The 16,359-nt window shown below is 65.2% G+C and carries 10 protein-coding genes; 4 read left to right on the forward strand and 6 right to left on the reverse strand.

The features are described 5' to 3' along the window. Window positions 1-135 precede the first annotated feature (135 nt). Window positions 136-2,193, reverse strand: coding sequence for a PH domain-containing protein (locus KIH76_RS04370; protein WP_219069491.1), 2,058 nt, complete (start codon window positions 2,191-2,193; stop codon window positions 136-138). Then, on the reverse strand, window positions 2,193-2,804 hold the full coding sequence (locus KIH76_RS04375; protein WP_214372681.1) for a PH domain-containing protein: 612 nt from the start codon (window positions 2,802-2,804) through the stop codon (window positions 2,193-2,195). Before KIH76_RS04375 ends, KIH76_RS04370 begins: the two co-directional genes overlap by 1 nt. A gap of 175 nt (window positions 2,805-2,979) precedes the next feature. Here KIH76_RS04375 and KIH76_RS04380 point away from each other — a divergent pair, with 175 nt between their 5' ends. Beyond that, complete coding sequence (locus KIH76_RS04380) at window positions 2,980-4,518, forward strand: CPBP family intramembrane glutamic endopeptidase (RefSeq protein ID WP_214372679.1); 1,539 nt, start codon at window positions 2,980-2,982, stop codon at window positions 4,516-4,518. A gap of 188 nt (window positions 4,519-4,706) precedes the next feature. Then, window positions 4,707-5,876 (forward strand): beta/alpha barrel domain-containing protein, encoded by a 1,170-nt coding sequence (locus KIH76_RS04385; protein WP_219069493.1) that lies wholly within the window; start codon window positions 4,707-4,709, stop codon window positions 5,874-5,876. Window positions 5,877-5,990: 114 nt separating this feature from the next. Here KIH76_RS04385 and KIH76_RS04390 read toward each other — a convergent pair whose 3' ends face one another. The 4 genes from KIH76_RS04390 to KIH76_RS04405 all read right to left on the reverse strand — a co-directional run bounded on the left by KIH76_RS04390 (window position 5,991) and on the right by KIH76_RS04405 (window position 14,122). After that, window positions 5,991-8,711: a glycoside hydrolase family 2 protein gene (locus tag KIH76_RS04390; RefSeq protein WP_219069495.1), complete on the reverse strand. Its 2,721-nt coding sequence runs from the start codon at window positions 8,709-8,711 to the stop codon at window positions 5,991-5,993. A 327-nt stretch (window positions 8,712-9,038) separates the two neighbouring features. After that, entirely contained in the window at window positions 9,039-9,533 is a 495-nt protein-coding gene (locus tag KIH76_RS04395; protein ID WP_219069497.1) for an inorganic diphosphatase, read from the reverse strand. A gap of 357 nt (window positions 9,534-9,890) precedes the next feature. Beyond that, window positions 9,891-12,170, reverse strand: a complete 2,280-nt coding sequence (locus tag KIH76_RS04400; RefSeq protein ID WP_219069499.1) for an alpha-1,4-glucan--maltose-1-phosphate maltosyltransferase — start codon at window positions 12,168-12,170, stop codon at window positions 9,891-9,893. Window positions 12,171-12,679: 509 nt separating this feature from the next. Beyond that, complete coding sequence (locus KIH76_RS04405) at window positions 12,680-14,122, reverse strand: MFS transporter (RefSeq protein WP_219069501.1); 1,443 nt, start codon at window positions 14,120-14,122, stop codon at window positions 12,680-12,682. A 396-nt stretch (window positions 14,123-14,518) separates the two neighbouring features. Here KIH76_RS04405 and KIH76_RS04410 point away from each other — a divergent pair, with 396 nt between their 5' ends. Both KIH76_RS04410 and KIH76_RS04415 read left to right on the forward strand, forming a co-directional pair. After that, window positions 14,519-15,178: a histidine phosphatase family protein gene (locus KIH76_RS04410; protein WP_219069503.1), complete on the forward strand. Its 660-nt coding sequence runs from the start codon at window positions 14,519-14,521 to the stop codon at window positions 15,176-15,178. 155 nt (window positions 15,179-15,333) lie between these two features. Next, the gene (locus tag KIH76_RS04415) at window positions 15,334-16,320 is read left to right on the forward strand and encodes a hypothetical protein (protein ID WP_219069506.1); all 987 of its coding nucleotides are present in this window, start codon (window positions 15,334-15,336) and stop codon (window positions 16,318-16,320) included. Window positions 16,321-16,359 lie beyond the last annotated feature (39 nt).

The raw sequence follows: 16,359 nt of genomic DNA on the forward strand, positions 1-16,359 counted from the left end.
GACTATTATGCCTCGGCGGTCGGAACAGCGGTGCCGGGCCGCCGCCTTCTGCACATACTGCACATACCTGCGTGGTCGTTCGGGATCGCGGAGGCATGTTTCATGTGGAACTGTTTCACGTGAAACGATGTGCGGTTATCTTTGCGGATCGCCTTCGGTCCATGCGGCGATGCGGTCAGCGTCGGCTTGTCGGATGAACTGAAACCGCAGTTCGTCGGACCCGGTGGTGACGAACAGCGGCATCAGTAGCGTTTCAACGCCGCGCGATTCGCGCCACAACGCCGATTTTCGGATGATCGACTGTACGCGCGATCGACGGGTGACCAGCGTGAGTCGTGTCAGTCCGGTCGCGCCGGTCACCGCGATGCGGTGGGAACAGAGAGCGGCGGATGCCGGGACATGATGGCCGCCGCCCATATCTGCTGCGCTTGTATCGTCGGGCGAGGTGCCGCGTCCGTCTTCCGACGGGGCCGGCGCGTCCGCGGTGCCCATCGTGCCCATTGCGTTCGGCGCATCCAACAGCGCATAGCCGTCGACCTGTGAGCGCAGCCATCGACTGGCGGCCCACCGCGCAAACATCAACGCCACCGCAATCACCGCCAGCCAGGCCCACCATCGCCCAACCCAATCCATCGCCAACATTATCGCGATCGTCGCGGCGATCGCAGCCAGACCGGACACGATCGGCAGCGTCACGTAATATCTGGTCAATCCGCGGCCCGTATGCCGGATCGGACGATCAGCGGCGTCGCGCACGTCCCACTCCGGCAGCATCGCGCGCAGGATCGCGGTCACCCGGCGCGTGCTCACGACCGGCAGTATGTTCGACGAATCGTTGTTCTCCTTCGCGTCGTCACTGCTGCCGGCCGCCGCGGAACTCAGGCCGAGTGTGACCGAACACAGCCCGAACGGCCGGCGCAGCAGCGACTGCCGGACGGCGATCGTTTGGATGCGACTGACCGGCAGCGTGACGGTGCGGCGCGTGAACAGGCCGCGCACGACGACCAGATCGTCGCCGCGACGCCACACCTCGAACCCGTAGAACCGCAGCAAGGCGGACGCGATGCTGACGATCATGAGCACGATCACGCACGCCAGTATCAGCAGGATGATCGAGAGGACGCCCTGCGCGACGACCGCATCGACAGACTGCGTGGCCGTGCGCATCCACGCGCGCGGGATGAGATCGCTGACCCGATCGAAGGCCGCGTAGACCGCCAGCGCGGCGGCGAGGAAGCCGAGATCGGTGATGGCGAACAGGAGGATGTCGCGGATGGAAGCGCGGAAAACCGGGTGGTCGGCGGTTGACTGCGGGGTTGCGGGTGGTGATACCGGTGCGGGGGCGGCGGCTGGGCTGGTTGACTGTGTGATGCAGGGTTGCGGGGGAGAGATCTCTCCGCTCGCTGCGCTCGGTCGAGATGACAGATTGGCGGTGTTCGGCTGGGATGACAAAGAGGGGGCGCTTGACTGGGATGCGCCGTCTAGCTGAGACGACAAGTCGACGACGTTCGGCGAGGACGGCCGAAGATCGTCGGTACCGCGGTTCGCGCCATCCGCGCTGGTCGGACGCGTGACCGCGGAATCGGCATCGCGCGCGGCGCAGCTGGCGGCGCGCAGCTTCTCCAGTTCGAGTTGCAGCGCGACCGGCACCGCGTCGAGCGTGATGTCGGCGTCCGATCCGGCGGCCGTGATCGTCAATCGCACCACGCCGAACGGCTGAAAGTATACCGGCGACGCGCTGTTGATCGCATGAATCGCACCGTATCCGATCGTGCGGTGTTTGCGCGAGAACAGTCCCGTGCGAAACTCCAGCGAATCCGCACCCAGACGGTAGCGCGTGGTCAGCCATTGCATGGCCGGCGGCACGACCGCGAGCGTCAGGATGAGCGCGGCGGCGCCGACGAGGATCCACTGCGACCATCCGTCACGGATGATGCGGTAGCCGACGATGGCAAGAAGGATGCCGATCGTCGATTTGAGCGATCGGATCACGCCGACGATCAGCGCGGCCGGATGCAGCATGCGCCAGTCGTCGCCGCGATGCCGATCATCGGGGTCGTGCGTATCGCGGCTGCCGGAATCATGTCGGTACTGATCGCGCTGGTCGTTCCGCTGGGTGGCCGGCAGCGCGTCGTCCTGAGCCGTCACCGTGCCGTCCGGCGGTTGCAGCTGTGCGGTGTTCGTCTCGCCCATCACAGGTCCTCCTTCGCGACGGCGACTCGTTCGGTGATCAGCGTCGTCACGTGTTCGGCCTCGGCCGAATCCAGCGAGGCGATCTCGTGTGCGGTCGCGGCCGTGTGGATCACGATCGTCGTCAGATCGAACTTGCGCAGCAACGGTCCCTGCTTCGTATCCACGTGCTGCACGCGGTTGTACGGTACCGTGACGGTCGAGCGGAACAGCCATCCCGTGCGGACGCGCAGGAACCGGTCGCCGATCATGAACCGGTGGAACGCGTATTTATAGCGCGTCTGCAACGGCTGCGACGCGAAATCGAGTACGTTGACCGCGGCGATCAAGGCGATGATGACCGGCTGCCAACGCCACCAACCGTTCATCCAGCAGATCACGGCCGCGGCTGCGCATCCGGCAAGCCAGAGGGCGCATTGCAGCGCTTCGCCCGCCAGCCACATGCGTTGGATGCGTTCCGGATACGGCTGCCATGCGGCGGATGTGCGGGGTTCCGTGTCGGGCGGGCTGATTGGACTGGCCGGGCTTGTTGCGGCGACGGCTTCGGTCGGATTGGGCGCCCCGGCCGCGCCGGCCGGTTCGGCGTGAGACGTGTCGGTCTGCGAGTCGTTCATGGTGGTCCCCTTCGTTGGCGTACGTATCACTGTATGCGATGGGGCGCATCGCCGGCGCGACCGGTACGCGCGTGTTGGCCGGCGGCGGCGTGGGCTGAGCGAATCGGCCGATTTCTCGTCAATATCTGTGGGCATAGTCACGAATCGTTCAGCAAACACGGTTAGGCTGAGCCGCATGAGCATCAACGAACCTCAACCGCAGGACGACCTGCCGGCAAGCACGCAATCCGAAACGCCATCGCAGGCGTCGACGGAACCGACCTCATCTTCCACGACGGCGACGTCCGAACATTCGGCCGATACCTCGCAGACCCAACCCGCATCGCCATCGTCTTCGGCCGCATCGTCGCCTGAGCAACTGGCCGATATCTCGCAACCCCAGCCGGCATCGCAGCCTCTGGCTCCGGAACAACCGGCCCAATCCACTCCGCAACAGCCGCAACCCGGCCAATATTATCCGCCGCAACCGCTGCCGCAGGGCGCGTATCCGCAGTATCAGGCGGGCGTGTACCAGCAAGCTCCGCAATCGCAGTATCAGCCGCAGTCATTCCCGTATCCACCCCAGCCATCGCCGTACCAGCAGTACCAGCCGTATCAGCAGAACGGTCAGTATCCGCCGCGGCCGGGTCAGCCGCAATATCAGCCGCAATACCAGCCGTACCCCTACGCGCCCTACCCGCAGGCCACGCCCGAGCAGATCCGCCGCCGCACCCTGCGCAAGGCCGTCGGTCGCCCGGCCGGCCTGATCCTCGCCTATCAGGCGGTCTTCACCGGTGCGAGCATCGTCGCCGGCATGATCATGGGCGTGATCGCCACGATCGAACGCGTTGCCGGATCGCGCCTCGCGAACACGCCGTCTGCCGAGAACTTCCGGCAGATCGAGCAGGAACTCGCGCAGAATAGCGTGCAGTGGGTCGGCGTGCTGAGCCTGATCTCGGTCGCGGTCGGCTTCCTGTTCATGCTGCTCATGCGCCACCGCACGATCCTCACGCGTGCGTTCTGGCTTGGCGATCCGACCGCCCCGGCCGGCCTCAACCCGAACGAACCCCGCGCGCACATGCGTCCCGCATGGTTCGCCGCGTTCGTCGCCCTCATCATTGGCATTCAGGGCGTGCTGCAACTCATCCAGATCGCGTTCGCCGCGCTCGGCATCACCCTCGCCTCGCCCACGTCCGACAGCATCGACGAGTCGGCCGTCACCATCAGCATGTGGCTGTACATCGGCCTGATCGGCCCGATCGTGGAGGAGACGGTGTTCCGCGGCGTGCTCATGCGCGAGCTTCAGCCGCTCGGCCGGAACTTCGCGATCGTCACGTCGTCGCTCATGTTTGCGCTGTTCCACGACGACGTGGTGCAGGGCACGTTTGCGTTCTTCTGCGGTCTCGTGTTCGCGTTCGTGGCGATGGAATACTCGCTGATCTGGTCGATCGCGCTGCACATTTTCAACAACGCGATCCTCGGCGGCGTGCTGTCCGAGTTCGCGGCGAGCTTCGGCGACACGGGCAACATGGTGTACGGCGTGGCGCTGCTGGTCGTCGGCATTGGCGGCCTGATCTATGTGCTCGTGAAATACGGATGGGGACTGCGCGAGTACCGGCGCGTGAACCGGTCCGCGCCCGGCACGTACTGGGGCTGGACGTCAGGCTGGTTCCTCACGTTCGTGATCCTCAACGGGCTGTTCGCGCTCGTCTCGTTCGCGGTGGCGATGGCGTAGCCTCGTTGGAATGCGGTGCATGATACGGGCCGGTGCCGGTTGGTGCCGGCCCACTTGCGTTGCGAGGCCGGTTATGCAGGCTCATGCCGATCGATGGCCGGCTGCGCCGCGTGTACGTTGCGGCCGTGTTTTACAGTGGAAACTAACCGTTTTGATATCCCTGCCGATTGCGACCGTTGGAGAGAACCATGACTGATTTCGAGCCGTTCTATGACGTCAACCTGAGCTACGACGACAACTATGCGAAAGGTCCGTTCGGCGCGTTCGCCGCGGCGCTGGCCGATGGCGGCGCCGGTGATTCGGCCAACGATGCCGAGGCCCAGGCCGCCGCCGGCACCGTCGACTTCCTCGGACATCAGGTCAACCTGCCGTTCGGCATCCCGGCCGGCCCGCTGCTCAACTCGCGCTTCACCACGGCCGCGTTCCGCATGGGCTTCGACCTCGCCACCTACAAGACCGTGCGCTCGCGCGCGTGGGGGTGCAACCCGTTCCCGAACGTGCTCGCCGTGCACCCGAAGGCCGCCGACGGCTCGCTCACGCCGGGCAGTGCCGAACTCGACGAGGGCGTGCTCGCCGACACCCGTTATGAGCAGCCGATTTCCATCTCCAACTCGTTCGGCGTGCCCTCGCGCGACCCGGACGAATGGCAGCCCGATATGCGCCGCGCCATCAAGGCCGCCGGCCCCGGCCAGCTGCTCATCCCGAGCTTCCAGGGCTCGCGCACGGAAGGCATGACCACCGACGACTACATCGCCGACCACGTCGCCACCGCGCGGCTCGTCACCGAAACCGGCGCCGACCTGATGGTCATGAACACGAGCTGCCCGAACGAGGGCCACAACCGACTGCTGTGCCACGATCCGGCGCTGGTCGGGCGCATCACCGAGGCCGTGAAGAACGAGATCGGCGACCGCGCGCTCGCGATCAAGCTCGCGTACATCCCGCCGACCGAAGTGACCGGCGGCTGGGGGCCGGATCGCACGATCGTCGATGATTCCGCGCTCGAGTTCATGGTGCGTGAGACGGCCGCGCGCGGCTCGGTGCAGGCGTTCTCCGCGATCAACACGATTTCCGCGCGACTGGTCGATGCCGCCGGACGGCAGGCGTTGCCGGGCGCGGGTCGCGACCGCAGCGGCGTGTGCGGCCGCGCGATCCGCCACGCCGGCCTCGACATGGTGGCGCGTCTGGCCACGATCCGTGAGAAGCTCGGGCTGGACTACACGATCATCGGCCTTGGCGGCGTGGTCTCGCCCGAGGATTACGCCGCGTACCGCGCGGCCGGCGCCGACGCGGTGATGAGCGCCACCGGCGCGATGTGGGACGCCGATCTCGCCCGCAAGATCAAGGCCGCCCGCTGACTAGATACGCTACCTATAGCGGTTCGCGTGGCCGACGCGTCATAGTGTGACTCATGGCAGAAAGCGCTCGCTGGATTGTTTCCAGCGAGCGCTTGCTGCCTTCAGGGGATGCCGTTACCCCTGCACCACCGTAAACACGGTCTGCGTGCCGTCCGCGGCGGTGACGACGGCCGTATCGGACGGAGTCAGACCGGTGGGCAGCGTCGCGTAGAAGTCGATCGTGCCGGAACCGTTGAACGAGAACGCCGCCCGCCACTGTTCGGGCGTGATCTCGGGCAGCGGACGATGCGCGATCATCCGGTGCCCATCGCGATCCAGCGAGAATCCGCTGTCCGGCCGCGCCCACAGTGACCACGGAACCTGCGCGCCATTCGCGAGCCGCGCGCGTCCGTCGTCGGAATCGACACTTTCGACATCATCAGCAGAGCCGACAATCCGCCCGCCGGTCGTCCGATCGCCGTCCGCCAGCCGCGTCCAGATCACCTGATCGGCGTACACGTTCGTTTCGTCGCCGTCACGCTCTCCGTACGCCCAGATCGTGTACACGCCTGGCTCGTCCAGCAGCCCGTCGACTGTGAACACGCCGTTGCCGCACGCCCGCGCGTCGTAGCGCACCGCCGCCGCACCGTCGTGCGCGACCCGTAGCCACACGCGGTCGAGATTCGAATACACGCGCACCGTGCTCGGCCCTTCCTCGCGCGCCACGTACCGCCGCGACGCGATGTACACGAACGGGTCGAGCCGGTTCCAGTTCGCCTTGTGCAGGTAGAACGCGTCCTTTTTCACGTGCCGGTCCCACGTCACGAGGCCCTTGTTGTTGATCTCGAACCGTCCCGCCTCGCTCGGCCGGTGATCCACGCCGAAATCGAACATGTTCCACAGCGACGTCGACCACAGCCAGTCGTGCGCGTTGATGTACGCCAGCGCCTCCTCATGCTGCAGCGACTGGTATTCCTCGGGCTGCCAGTAGCTGTTCGGGCGGGTCTTGTGTGCGTTCGGATGCAGCTCATGCTGGTCGATGCTCGCGCCCGTGCCGTACTCCGACAGGCCGAGCGGGCGGCTTTCGATCGAACGCTTCTGCTCGATGAGCGCGCCGAAGCCGGGCTGCGAATACCAGCCGGGGTACATGTTCCACGAGATGATGTCGCTCGCCCAGTTGCCGCGCGAGCTGGCCGTTTCGTCCTGGTCGGCGGCCTGCGTGGTGTAGCGGGTCGGGTCCTCGGCGTGCGCGAGATCGTCGAGTTCGCGCGACAGTTGCGGCATCGCGATCCACCGGTTCGCGGTGTTGTGGTTGCCGACCTCGTTCTGCAGGCCCCAGAAGCAGATCGACGGGCGGTTGCCCTGCTGGCGGATCAGTTCTGTCAGCTGTTCTTTCGTGACGTCCGCGAACCGTTCGTCCTCGCCGACCCAGTCGATGAACGGGATCTCCGCCCACACGACCACGCCGTTCGCGTCGCACAGGTCGTAGAAGTAGTTCGCGTGCGGATAGTGCGCGAGACGCAGGTAGTTCACGCCCATCTCGAGTATGAGTGTGAAGTCCTCGAGGTGCTGCGCGTCGTGCAGCGCGTTGCCGAGCCCCTCGCGGTCCTGATGCCGCGTGACGCCGCGCAACGGGTGCGATTTGCCGTTGATGAAGAAGCCGTGGTTGTGGCTTACGTGGAACCAGCGGTAGCCGACTTTGTCGGTGACCGAGTCGAGCGGCGCGGCGGCTTGGTCGGCGGCCGTTTGCGGTTCCGTACGGTGCTCCGACGAATCGCAGTCGATCAGTTCCATGCGAACGTTGTACTGATACGCGACGTCATCGTTCGTCGCGCCGCGCGAGTAGTCGATCGGCTGCCACAGATGAGGATCGGCGACTTCCAGCGTGACCTTGACGTGACGGCGTTCGCGCGGTGCGAGCGTAATGTCGGTGACATCGTTGGCGACGGTCGTGACGGACGTATCCGTTGCGTTGCCCGACGTGACGATCGTCGTGCGGGCGGACACATGACGCTCTTGATCGGCGTCGTTGACGATATCCGCGTGGACTTCGGTCAGGCCGAGATGATCGGGCCGGTCGATCGACTCGCGGCGTCCGGCGTTCGGCGTGACGACGCGCAGTCCGGACGAGCCGTGATCGTCGAGCGCGAGATGCGCGTCGGCGGTCTGCACGAGCCGCGCCGGACGGTATATGCCGCCGTAGAAGTTGAAGTCGGCGAACAGCGGGGCGACGCGCAGGTCGCGACGGTTATCGACGCGCACGGCGATCACGTTATCGCCCGCATGCAGCGCGTCGGTCAGATCGAACCGGAACATCGCGTATCCGCCGAGATGCGCCGGGTCGCCGGTGTCGCGGGCCGTGTCCCGCGGATCGGAACCAAGCGGGGTGAGCGCGCGGCCGTTCACGTACAGCGATGTGATCGAGTTCACGCCGTCGAACTCGAGATATGTGCGCCTGCCGGGGGAGACGGTGAGTGTTCCGGGCTCGGCGGTTGCTGTCCTGTGGGCGTTCGTGTCGTTGTCGGCGACGACGTGCAGGTGCGTGCGATACCAGCCGACCGTGCGGTTCATGTTGCCGCGCACGCCGTCGTTCGTGTCGCACGCGTTCCAGGTGTGCGGCAGGATGACCGGCTCCCATCCGGCTGCGCCCGAATCGTCGCAGTCGGGCGCAGCCGCGGTGGTCGGATCGAGGATATCGTCGTCGCCGTGGCCGCAGGCGAACCGCCAGCCGAGACCGGCGAGATCGACGACCGTACGCTCGGGGCCGTGGTTGAGCGCGGCGGTGCCGCCGGCGGCACGGACATGATAATGGCTGGCTTCGGTCTGTGCGAGTGGGATGATACGTGGATGCGTCATTGGATTGCCCCCGGTATGTGTATCGATAATCCACGTCGATTCTACGCCGGAAGCGGATACAAAAAGGCTCCCTCGCCGATAGACGAGGAAGCCTTCATGCCATCTTGACCCCTCGGCTGAGGGGGCTGTCAGCAAAGCTGACCGGGGATCGTCAAGACAGGGAAATCACTTCTGCGAAGCGGCGAGACGCTCGCGCGCCTCCTTGATTTCCTTTTCGGCGACGATCCTGCAATTACGGACAGCCTTCGGCTGGCTCATTGTTGGCTCGGATGCTGTCGCATCCTCGCACGTGGCCGCGGACAGTTCACTGAACTGTCCTGACGGAAATCACTTCGCCGCGTTCGCGAGACGCTCGCGCGCTTCGACGATTTCCTTTTCGGCCACGTCCGCGCCGGTCCAGTAGTCGCCCGGCTTGACTTCCTTGCCCGGCTCGAGGGCCTTGTACTGCTCGAAGAAGTGCTTGATCTCGGCGAGGTGATACTCGTTGACGTCCTTGACGTCCTTGACGCCGTCGTAACGAACGTCGGCCGGCACGCACAGCACCTTGTCGTCGCCGCCCTCTTCGTCCTCCATGTGGTACAGACCGACGGCGCGGCACTCGATGACGCAGCCCGGGAACACGGAGTTGGTCACCATCACGAGCGCGTCCAGCGGATCGCCGTCCTCGCCCAGCGTGCCCTCGATGTAGCCGTAGTCATCCGGGTAACCCATAGCGGTGAACAGCTCGCGGTCGAGGAAGACGCGGCCGGTCTCCTGGTCCACTTCGTACTTGTTCTTGGAACCGCGCGGAATCTCGACCACGACGTTGAAGGTTTCTGCCATGTTGTTCTCCTTGAGAATCGACAGTTGTATTGACATGCACCACAATACCGCGTTCCGTGTATTGCGAAAACGGCCGGCTGATCGCCATGAGCGACGGTGTTTTGGAGGGAAACGGGCGCTGGGGATGCAAAGAGAGTCCGGTTTCTGATAGAACGTGCGGTTCCCTGGCGGGAAACGGACACTGAAGATGTGAAAAGCGTCCGTTTCCCGCCAAGATCTGTTGGATTCTAGTGGGAAACGGACGCCGTTGCTGCCGGGGGAGGCATGCCGGTTGCGGATGCTCCGGGGATGGCTACCTAACCGGTTTCGCAGGTTTCGCGGGCGGGAATAATCCCCTGGAGCCGACTCACCGCCGAATTAGCGCACGACGGTGAAGACGTGCGCGACGTCGGCCCACGGGGCCAGCGAGACGAAGTTGTCCCAGTGCCACTCGAACTCGCGGCCGGTCAGCTCGTCGCGCAGATGCGCGCCCTGCGCCGGATCGACGCCGAAGTCGGTCATCTCGAAGTGCACCTCGTCCTGATGCGCGTTGTGGCCGTCGAGGTTCACCACGACGATCAGCGTCTCCGCCTTGCCGGTGCCGGTCAGCTCGGCCGGCGTGTGGCGCGCGAACGCGAGGATGTTCTCGTCGTGCGTGCGCAGCAGGCTCAGGTTGTGGTAGCTGAACGCGGCGGCGTGCTCGCGGCGGATGCGGTTGAGCGAGGTCAACAACTCGGCGATGCCGTACTTGTCGGCCTGCGCCCAGTCGCGCACCTTGACCTCGTACTTCTCGTTGTCGATCTGCTCCTCGAAGCCCGGACGCTGCTTGTTCTCGATCAGCTCGAAGCCGTTGTAGATGCCCCAGCTCGGCGAGCCCATCGCGGCGAGCACCGCGCGCACCGCGTGGCCGGCGATGCCGTTGTCGCGCACGTAGGCGGTGAGGATGTCCGGCGTGGTCGGCCAGAACGTGTTGTGCTGGTAGTAGCCGTCGTCGCCGTTCGTCTCGAGCAGGTACTCGGACAGCTCCTCCTTGGTGTTGCGCCACGGGAAGTAGCAGTGCGACTGCGTGAAGCCGACGTAGCTCAGCGCGCGCATCATGCCCGGGCGGGTGAACGCCTCGGCCAGGAACAGCACCTCCGGGTGCTTCTTGGTCACGGCCGCGATCACGTCCTGCCAGAAGCGGACCGGCTTGGTGTGCGGGTTGTCGACGCGGAAGATCGTCACGCCCGCGGCGATCCACAGATCCATGATCCGCTCGACTTCCTTCTCGATGCCTTCCATGTCGGCGTTGAAGTCGATCGGGTAGATGTCCTGATACTTCTTCGGCGGGTTCTCGGCGAACGCGATCGTGCCGTCAGGCTTGGTGCGGAACCAGTTCGGATGCGCCTTGACCCACGGGTGGTCGGGCGAGCACTGCAGCGCGAAGTCGAGCGCGATCTCGAGGCCGAGCTCATGGGCCTTCGCGCACAGCGCCTTGAAGTCGTCCATCGTGCCGAGCAGCGGGTCGACGGTGTCGTGACCGCCGAGCTCCGAGCCGATGCCAAACGGCGAACCCGGGTCGTCCGGGCCGGCGATCAGCGAGTTGTTGCGGCCCTTGCGGTTGGTTTCGCCGATCGGGAAGATCGGTGGCAGGTACACGATGTCGAAGCCTTCGGCCTTCGCGCGTTCGAGGCCGGACACGGAAGTCTTCAGCGTGCCCTGCACGATCTTGCCGGTCGTCTGGTCGACGTACGCGCCTTCGGAGCGGGGGAAGAACTGGTACCATGCGGCGAAGCTGGAGGCCGGACGCTCGACCTTGAAGCGCTGAGGCGCGCTCGGCGAGATGCCGTCGCGCAGCGGGTTGGACTCGTGCAGCGCCTCGATCTGAGCGTTGTCGGCGGCGGCGAGACGGTCGGCGGGCGCAAGCGTGCGGTCGGCCGCGGTCTTGGCAGCCTCCTTGAGCAGCTTGCGCTGTTCGGCGTCGAGGCGCGCGTCCTTGGTCACGGCCCAGCGGGCGAGCAGTTCGGCGCCGGAATCGAGCGCGTTCTCCACATCGTCGTTCACTTCGACCTTGATGCGGGCGTCACGCAGCCACGAGGCGTACGTGTCCTCCCAGCCTTCGATCGTGACGGTCCATTCGCCCAGCTGGCGCTTGACCGCGGCGAAGTCGGGATCCCACGGCTTGACATCGGAACGCTCGCCGCAGGTCAGCTCGACTTCCCAGCGGTCGAGGCCAGGGTTGGTGCAGGTCATCGGCACGCGGGCCATCTCCTTGCCGCGCGGCCCACGCACGACGGCGGTTGCGCCGACCTTGGTGCGTCCCTCAATGAACACCTGCGCGGTGACCTTGAACGCCTCGCCCAGTTCGACGCGCGCCGGGAAGATGCCGCGCTCCTCGGCGGGGGTGATGTCCATGACGTTGATGCGGCCGAACTGGCCCGGCTCGGTCACCGGGATCGACTGCGCCGGGGTCTCGCCCACGAGGCCCGGGATGGCCGCCTTCTGTGCGGCGGTCTTGGTGGTGGATTTGCGCGTCGTCCTGCGCGTGGTGGTCTTGGCGGCGGCGGTCTTGCCGCTGGCGGTGCGCCGCGTGGTCTTGCGTGCGGGCTTGCCCGCCTTGTCTGCGTCGACCTGTTCGGTCTTGGTTTCGGCCGTGGGATTGCTCGTTACTTCAGTCATATTCAATCTCATTCTCTATAACAAGTGGCCGTAGTGATGTACTGCCATACCTGACATTGTATGACCGGCATGGAACGGCGCAATATCGCGGTTTTGCGTTATGGATAATCGGTTGCGCGACGGTTGCGAACGGATTACGTAACGTTGACGACTACGTACTATTGAGATAGATATACTCGAAATATGATCAATATGACTGACGTATGCTGACATCTACGGTGATGTCAGCATACGTTTGTGATGGCTGATCGATGACTGATGTATATATCATTTCGACCGAGCGCAGCACATTCCCGTATTTCGACCGAGGCGAGGTTTACTCCCGTCATTTCGACCGAGGCGAGGTTTACTCCCGTCATTTCGACCGAGGCGAAGCCGAGTGGAGAAATCTTCCGAAGGCGTTGTCCGGTAAAAGATTTCTCCGCTCGCTGCGCTCGGTCGAAATGACAAAATATGCGCTCGGTCGAAATGACACGGTGGGTGGTGCGCTCGGTCGGGATGTCCGTCGATCACACGCTCACGGTGGTGAGCGTCGGCGTCTCGGTGCTCGACTTGATCTGCCTAAAACCGATGAACGCGATCGCCAACGACGCCAATGCCAACGTGGTCACCACGAGGAAGCCGCCGTGCGATCCCATCCGGTCGATGAACTGGCCGGCGATCGCCGAACCGACCGAGCCGCCGATCGAATTCATCGCACCCATCCACGCCATGCCTTCGGTGAACCGCGTCGGCGGCACCAGATGCAGCATCAGCTGGTTGCCGTTCACCCACGTCGGCGCCTGGCACACGCCGATCAGCAGGTAGATGATCATGATCACCCACAAGTGACGTGCGAACATGAAGCAGCCGATGCCGAGGTTGACCACGGTCAGGCAGAAGTAGAACCGCTTCCACAGTGGGATCGTCCAGTTCTTCGCGCCGTAAACGAGCGCGCCGACCAGCGAGCTGATCGAGAAGCACGCGAACACGAACCCGGTGTACTGCTTGAGATTCGACTCGGTGGCGAACGCGACGATCGAAATGCCGGCCGCCGACTGGAACGCGCCCAGACCGAACCACGTCACGCACACCGCGATCAGGCCCGGTCCCCAGATCGACTCCTTGTGTCCGGCGAGCGCATCGGCCTGCGCCTGCTCGACCGCCGCACGCACCTCGGCGTCCGACAGTCCCTGCGCGACCGCGCGGTCGCGGGCGGCCTCCACGACCGCCTCCGCCTGCACGGCCTTCGCGCGCGCCGCCTCGCGCTCGCGGTACTGCTTGCGGGTCATGCCGGCCTCGCGCGCGAGCACGGTCTGCGACTTCGGCTCGGTCGTCAGTTCCGTCAGGAACATCAGCGCGCCGACGAGCACACACACGCCGGTCACCGAGAACGCGAGCAGGCCGGAGATCACGGCCAGCGTCGAGGCGAGCGGGTTGCCGACTACCCACATGCACTCGTCGAACACGCCCGACAGGCTCAGCGCGCGGTTCGTGCGCTCGCGGTCGCCCTTAAGCAGCGTCGTCCAGCGTTGACGGCTCATCGCGCCCCACGGCGGGATCGCGGCCATGAACGGCACGATGCAGTACAGAATCCACTCGGGCACGCGGTTGGTGATGCACGTCACGAGCGCGGTCGACGCGATCATCCACACGATGATCGTCGGGATCGACACCTGCCGCTGGCCGAACTTGTCGACCAGTTTGCCGAGCACGGGGGAGAAGATTGCCAGCGCGATCGCCTGCACGGCCGTGAGCGCGCCGGCCAGCGAATAGTTGCCGTAGTACTGCTGCACGGAGATCGTGATCGTCATGCCGACCATCGGGAACGGCATGCATGCGATGACCGAGCCGACGGCGAACCGGGCGGTGTGGGGTATGCGGAGCAGCTCCGCATACCCGCCGAAGAGTTTGTGGTTGATGTCTCTGATCGCGTTCACGATCTGGTTCGGATGGTGATTGGCGGTTGCCATAGCCGCTCCTTTCTGCTCACGGGTGGGTACTGGGGCCGATCGCCGTTTTGCGTCGCGGCGGCCGGTCGTGGTCGGCTTCCTGTCGGTCGTTGATGTGCGGGCGCACGCCGGCGCAGCGTTGATTACCGCTTGGTAGATTGAAAGGACTCGGCTTCCCCGTCTCCCCGCGGCAGGTCACTGCGTCATGTTGCCGTGCCTTGGGTCAGCCGTGCGAATGCATGCGTTTTGCTGTTCACTTATGCAGTCATGGATACTCTAGAAGTTCGCCTGCCGCGACACGCGGCGTCCCCGATCATTCATGTTGAATAATTGATGGAGAACCGCACTCGCGCTGCGACCGATCGTCCCACGAACCGCCGCGCCGCAGCCAGCCAGTCAACCCGAAGGAGCCGCCCGATGACCGCCACCACCATCCACTTCGTCCGTCACGGCAAGGTCTACAATCCCGGCCATCTGCTGTACGAACGGCTCGCCGGCTTCCACCTGTCCGACCGCGGCCGGCGCATGGCCGAGGCCACCGCGCACTATCTCGCCAACAACCCGCAGACCAACACGATTGCCGCGGTCTATTCGTCGCCGCTCGAACGCACGCGCGAAACCGCCGGTGCGATCATCGACGCGCTCAATGCCGTGCGCGCCGACCGCGGCCAGTCCCCGCTCGAACTGCACACCGACCCGCGCGTGATCGAGGCGGGCAACGAATTCCGAGGAAAGCGCATCGGCCACGGCGAGGGCGCGCTGTGGAAGAACGGCAACTGGAAACTCGTGCTCAACCTGTACCGGCCGAGCTGGGGCGAGTCGTACCGTTCGATCGCCGCACGCGTGGGCGAGTTCGCGCGCGAGAAGGTGCGTGAGCATCCCGGCGAGCAGATCGTCGTCGTCAGCCACGAATCGCCGATCTGGTCGTACCGGCACCTGCTCGAGACCGGACATCCCGAACACTGGATGTTCCTGCGGCACACCGCGCTCGCGTCCGTCACGTCGATCACCTACGACTGCGAAAGCGGCAAGGTGATGTCGATCACATACGCCGACCCCGCGGCCGACGTGCAGTAGCGCGATAATGAGGATGATGACTGTTGCACGCCCCTCGAATTACAGGGCGGGCATTTCCCTCCCCTGATGGGGAAGGGTGGCAGCCGAAGGCTGACGGGTTGGGGGAACGCACCCCGCCGATTGGCACGATACCGTGCATATGCAAAGGAGCGAATATGACTGTTTCCCTTGATTCCGCCGCGGTCGCGCGCGTCGCCGCGCTGCCTGCCGTGCGCGAGGCGGCCGAGGCCGGGGCGCAACTGGTCGCGCTGTGGCCGCTGACCGACGCCAAGCAGATGGACAACGACGCGAAATACGCGGAGAACCTGCAGGTGCGGCTTACGCGCATGATCGCACGGATCGTGACCGGTGAGGACGTGACCGTGCCCGACGCCGAGTTCGTGTACGAAGGCGCGGACGAGATTCCGGGGCGCCCGCAGTCGATCGTGGACGCGCTGCTCGTCGCGAACGACGCGTACGACACGATGATCGACTACCGCGACGCGCATGATCCCGACGTGCTGTTCGACGCGGTTCGCGCGATGGGCGTCGATTGGCCGGAGACGACCGAGGCCGCGGTGCGCGAAGCGTTGCCGATGATCGAGCGGGCGGTTGCGGAGGAGCATGGCGATGCGGATGCAACGATCGATGTGCCTGACGTGCCGGAATCGAATGCTGGGGCCGGTGATGCGACGAGCGACGTCGCCGACAAACTGGTCGGTGCATTGACCGATAGTCTGGCACATCGATTCGCCGAGTCGCTAGTGATCTGCGATGGACTGCTGTCGATCATCGCGAGGACGGTCGAGGATGCCGGCGATGCCGGGGATACGGCGGCCGCGCAACTGCCGGTCATCCTGTTCGTCAACGAACTGCGCGAGCAGACCGCGGTGCCGCGGCTGTGCCTGAGCGACGACCAGTATCGCGCACTGCTCGATGCGCGCGCGGGTGCGGCGGATGACGGGACGTTGGACGCGACTGTCGACGTGATCGCACCGATCGCCGCCGCCGAGTGGAAACGCCACTACGACGACGTGACGTGGGACCCGGAAGAAGCCAAGCGCCGCGCCAAGGAGGAGGACGAGCGCAAGAACAAGGAGGCGCTCGCCGCCAAGTTCGCCCACGTCAAGGACGACCCCACCAAGCCCGAAGTGGAGCTGTAGGCCGCTGATAATACGACGGTGCCCCGCACAGGAATCGTG

Origin of the sequence: Bifidobacterium simiiventris, from assembly GCF_019331715.1 — a bacterium.
GTDB classification, from domain to species: Bacteria; Actinomycetota; Actinomycetes; order Actinomycetales; family Bifidobacteriaceae; genus Bifidobacterium; species Bifidobacterium simiiventris.

Excerpts from the sequence above, each read along its gene's own strand:
- KIH76_RS04370 (WP_219069491.1), bottom strand. The coding sequence starts at position 2,193 with ATGGGCGAGACGAACACCGCACAGCTGCAACCGCCGGACGGCACGGTG.
- KIH76_RS04375 (WP_214372681.1), bottom strand. The coding sequence starts at position 2,804 with ATGAACGACTCGCAGACCGACACGTCTCACGCCGAACCGGCCGGCGCG.
- KIH76_RS04380 (WP_214372679.1), top strand. The coding sequence starts at position 2,980 with ATGAGCATCAACGAACCTCAACCGCAGGACGACCTGCCGGCAAGCACG.
- KIH76_RS04385 (WP_219069493.1), top strand. The coding sequence starts at position 4,707 with ATGACTGATTTCGAGCCGTTCTATGACGTCAACCTGAGCTACGACGAC.
- KIH76_RS04390 (WP_219069495.1), bottom strand. The coding sequence starts at position 8,711 with ATGACGCATCCACGTATCATCCCACTCGCACAGACCGAAGCCAGCCAT.
- KIH76_RS04395 (WP_219069497.1), bottom strand. The coding sequence starts at position 9,533 with ATGGCAGAAACCTTCAACGTCGTGGTCGAGATTCCGCGCGGTTCCAAG.
- KIH76_RS04400 (WP_219069499.1), bottom strand. The coding sequence starts at position 12,170 with ATGACTGAAGTAACGAGCAATCCCACGGCCGAAACCAAGACCGAACAG.
- KIH76_RS04405 (WP_219069501.1), bottom strand. The coding sequence starts at position 14,122 with ATGGCAACCGCCAATCACCATCCGAACCAGATCGTGAACGCGATCAGA.
- KIH76_RS04410 (WP_219069503.1), top strand. The coding sequence starts at position 14,519 with ATGACCGCCACCACCATCCACTTCGTCCGTCACGGCAAGGTCTACAAT.
- KIH76_RS04415 (WP_219069506.1), top strand. The coding sequence starts at position 15,334 with ATGACTGTTTCCCTTGATTCCGCCGCGGTCGCGCGCGTCGCCGCGCTG.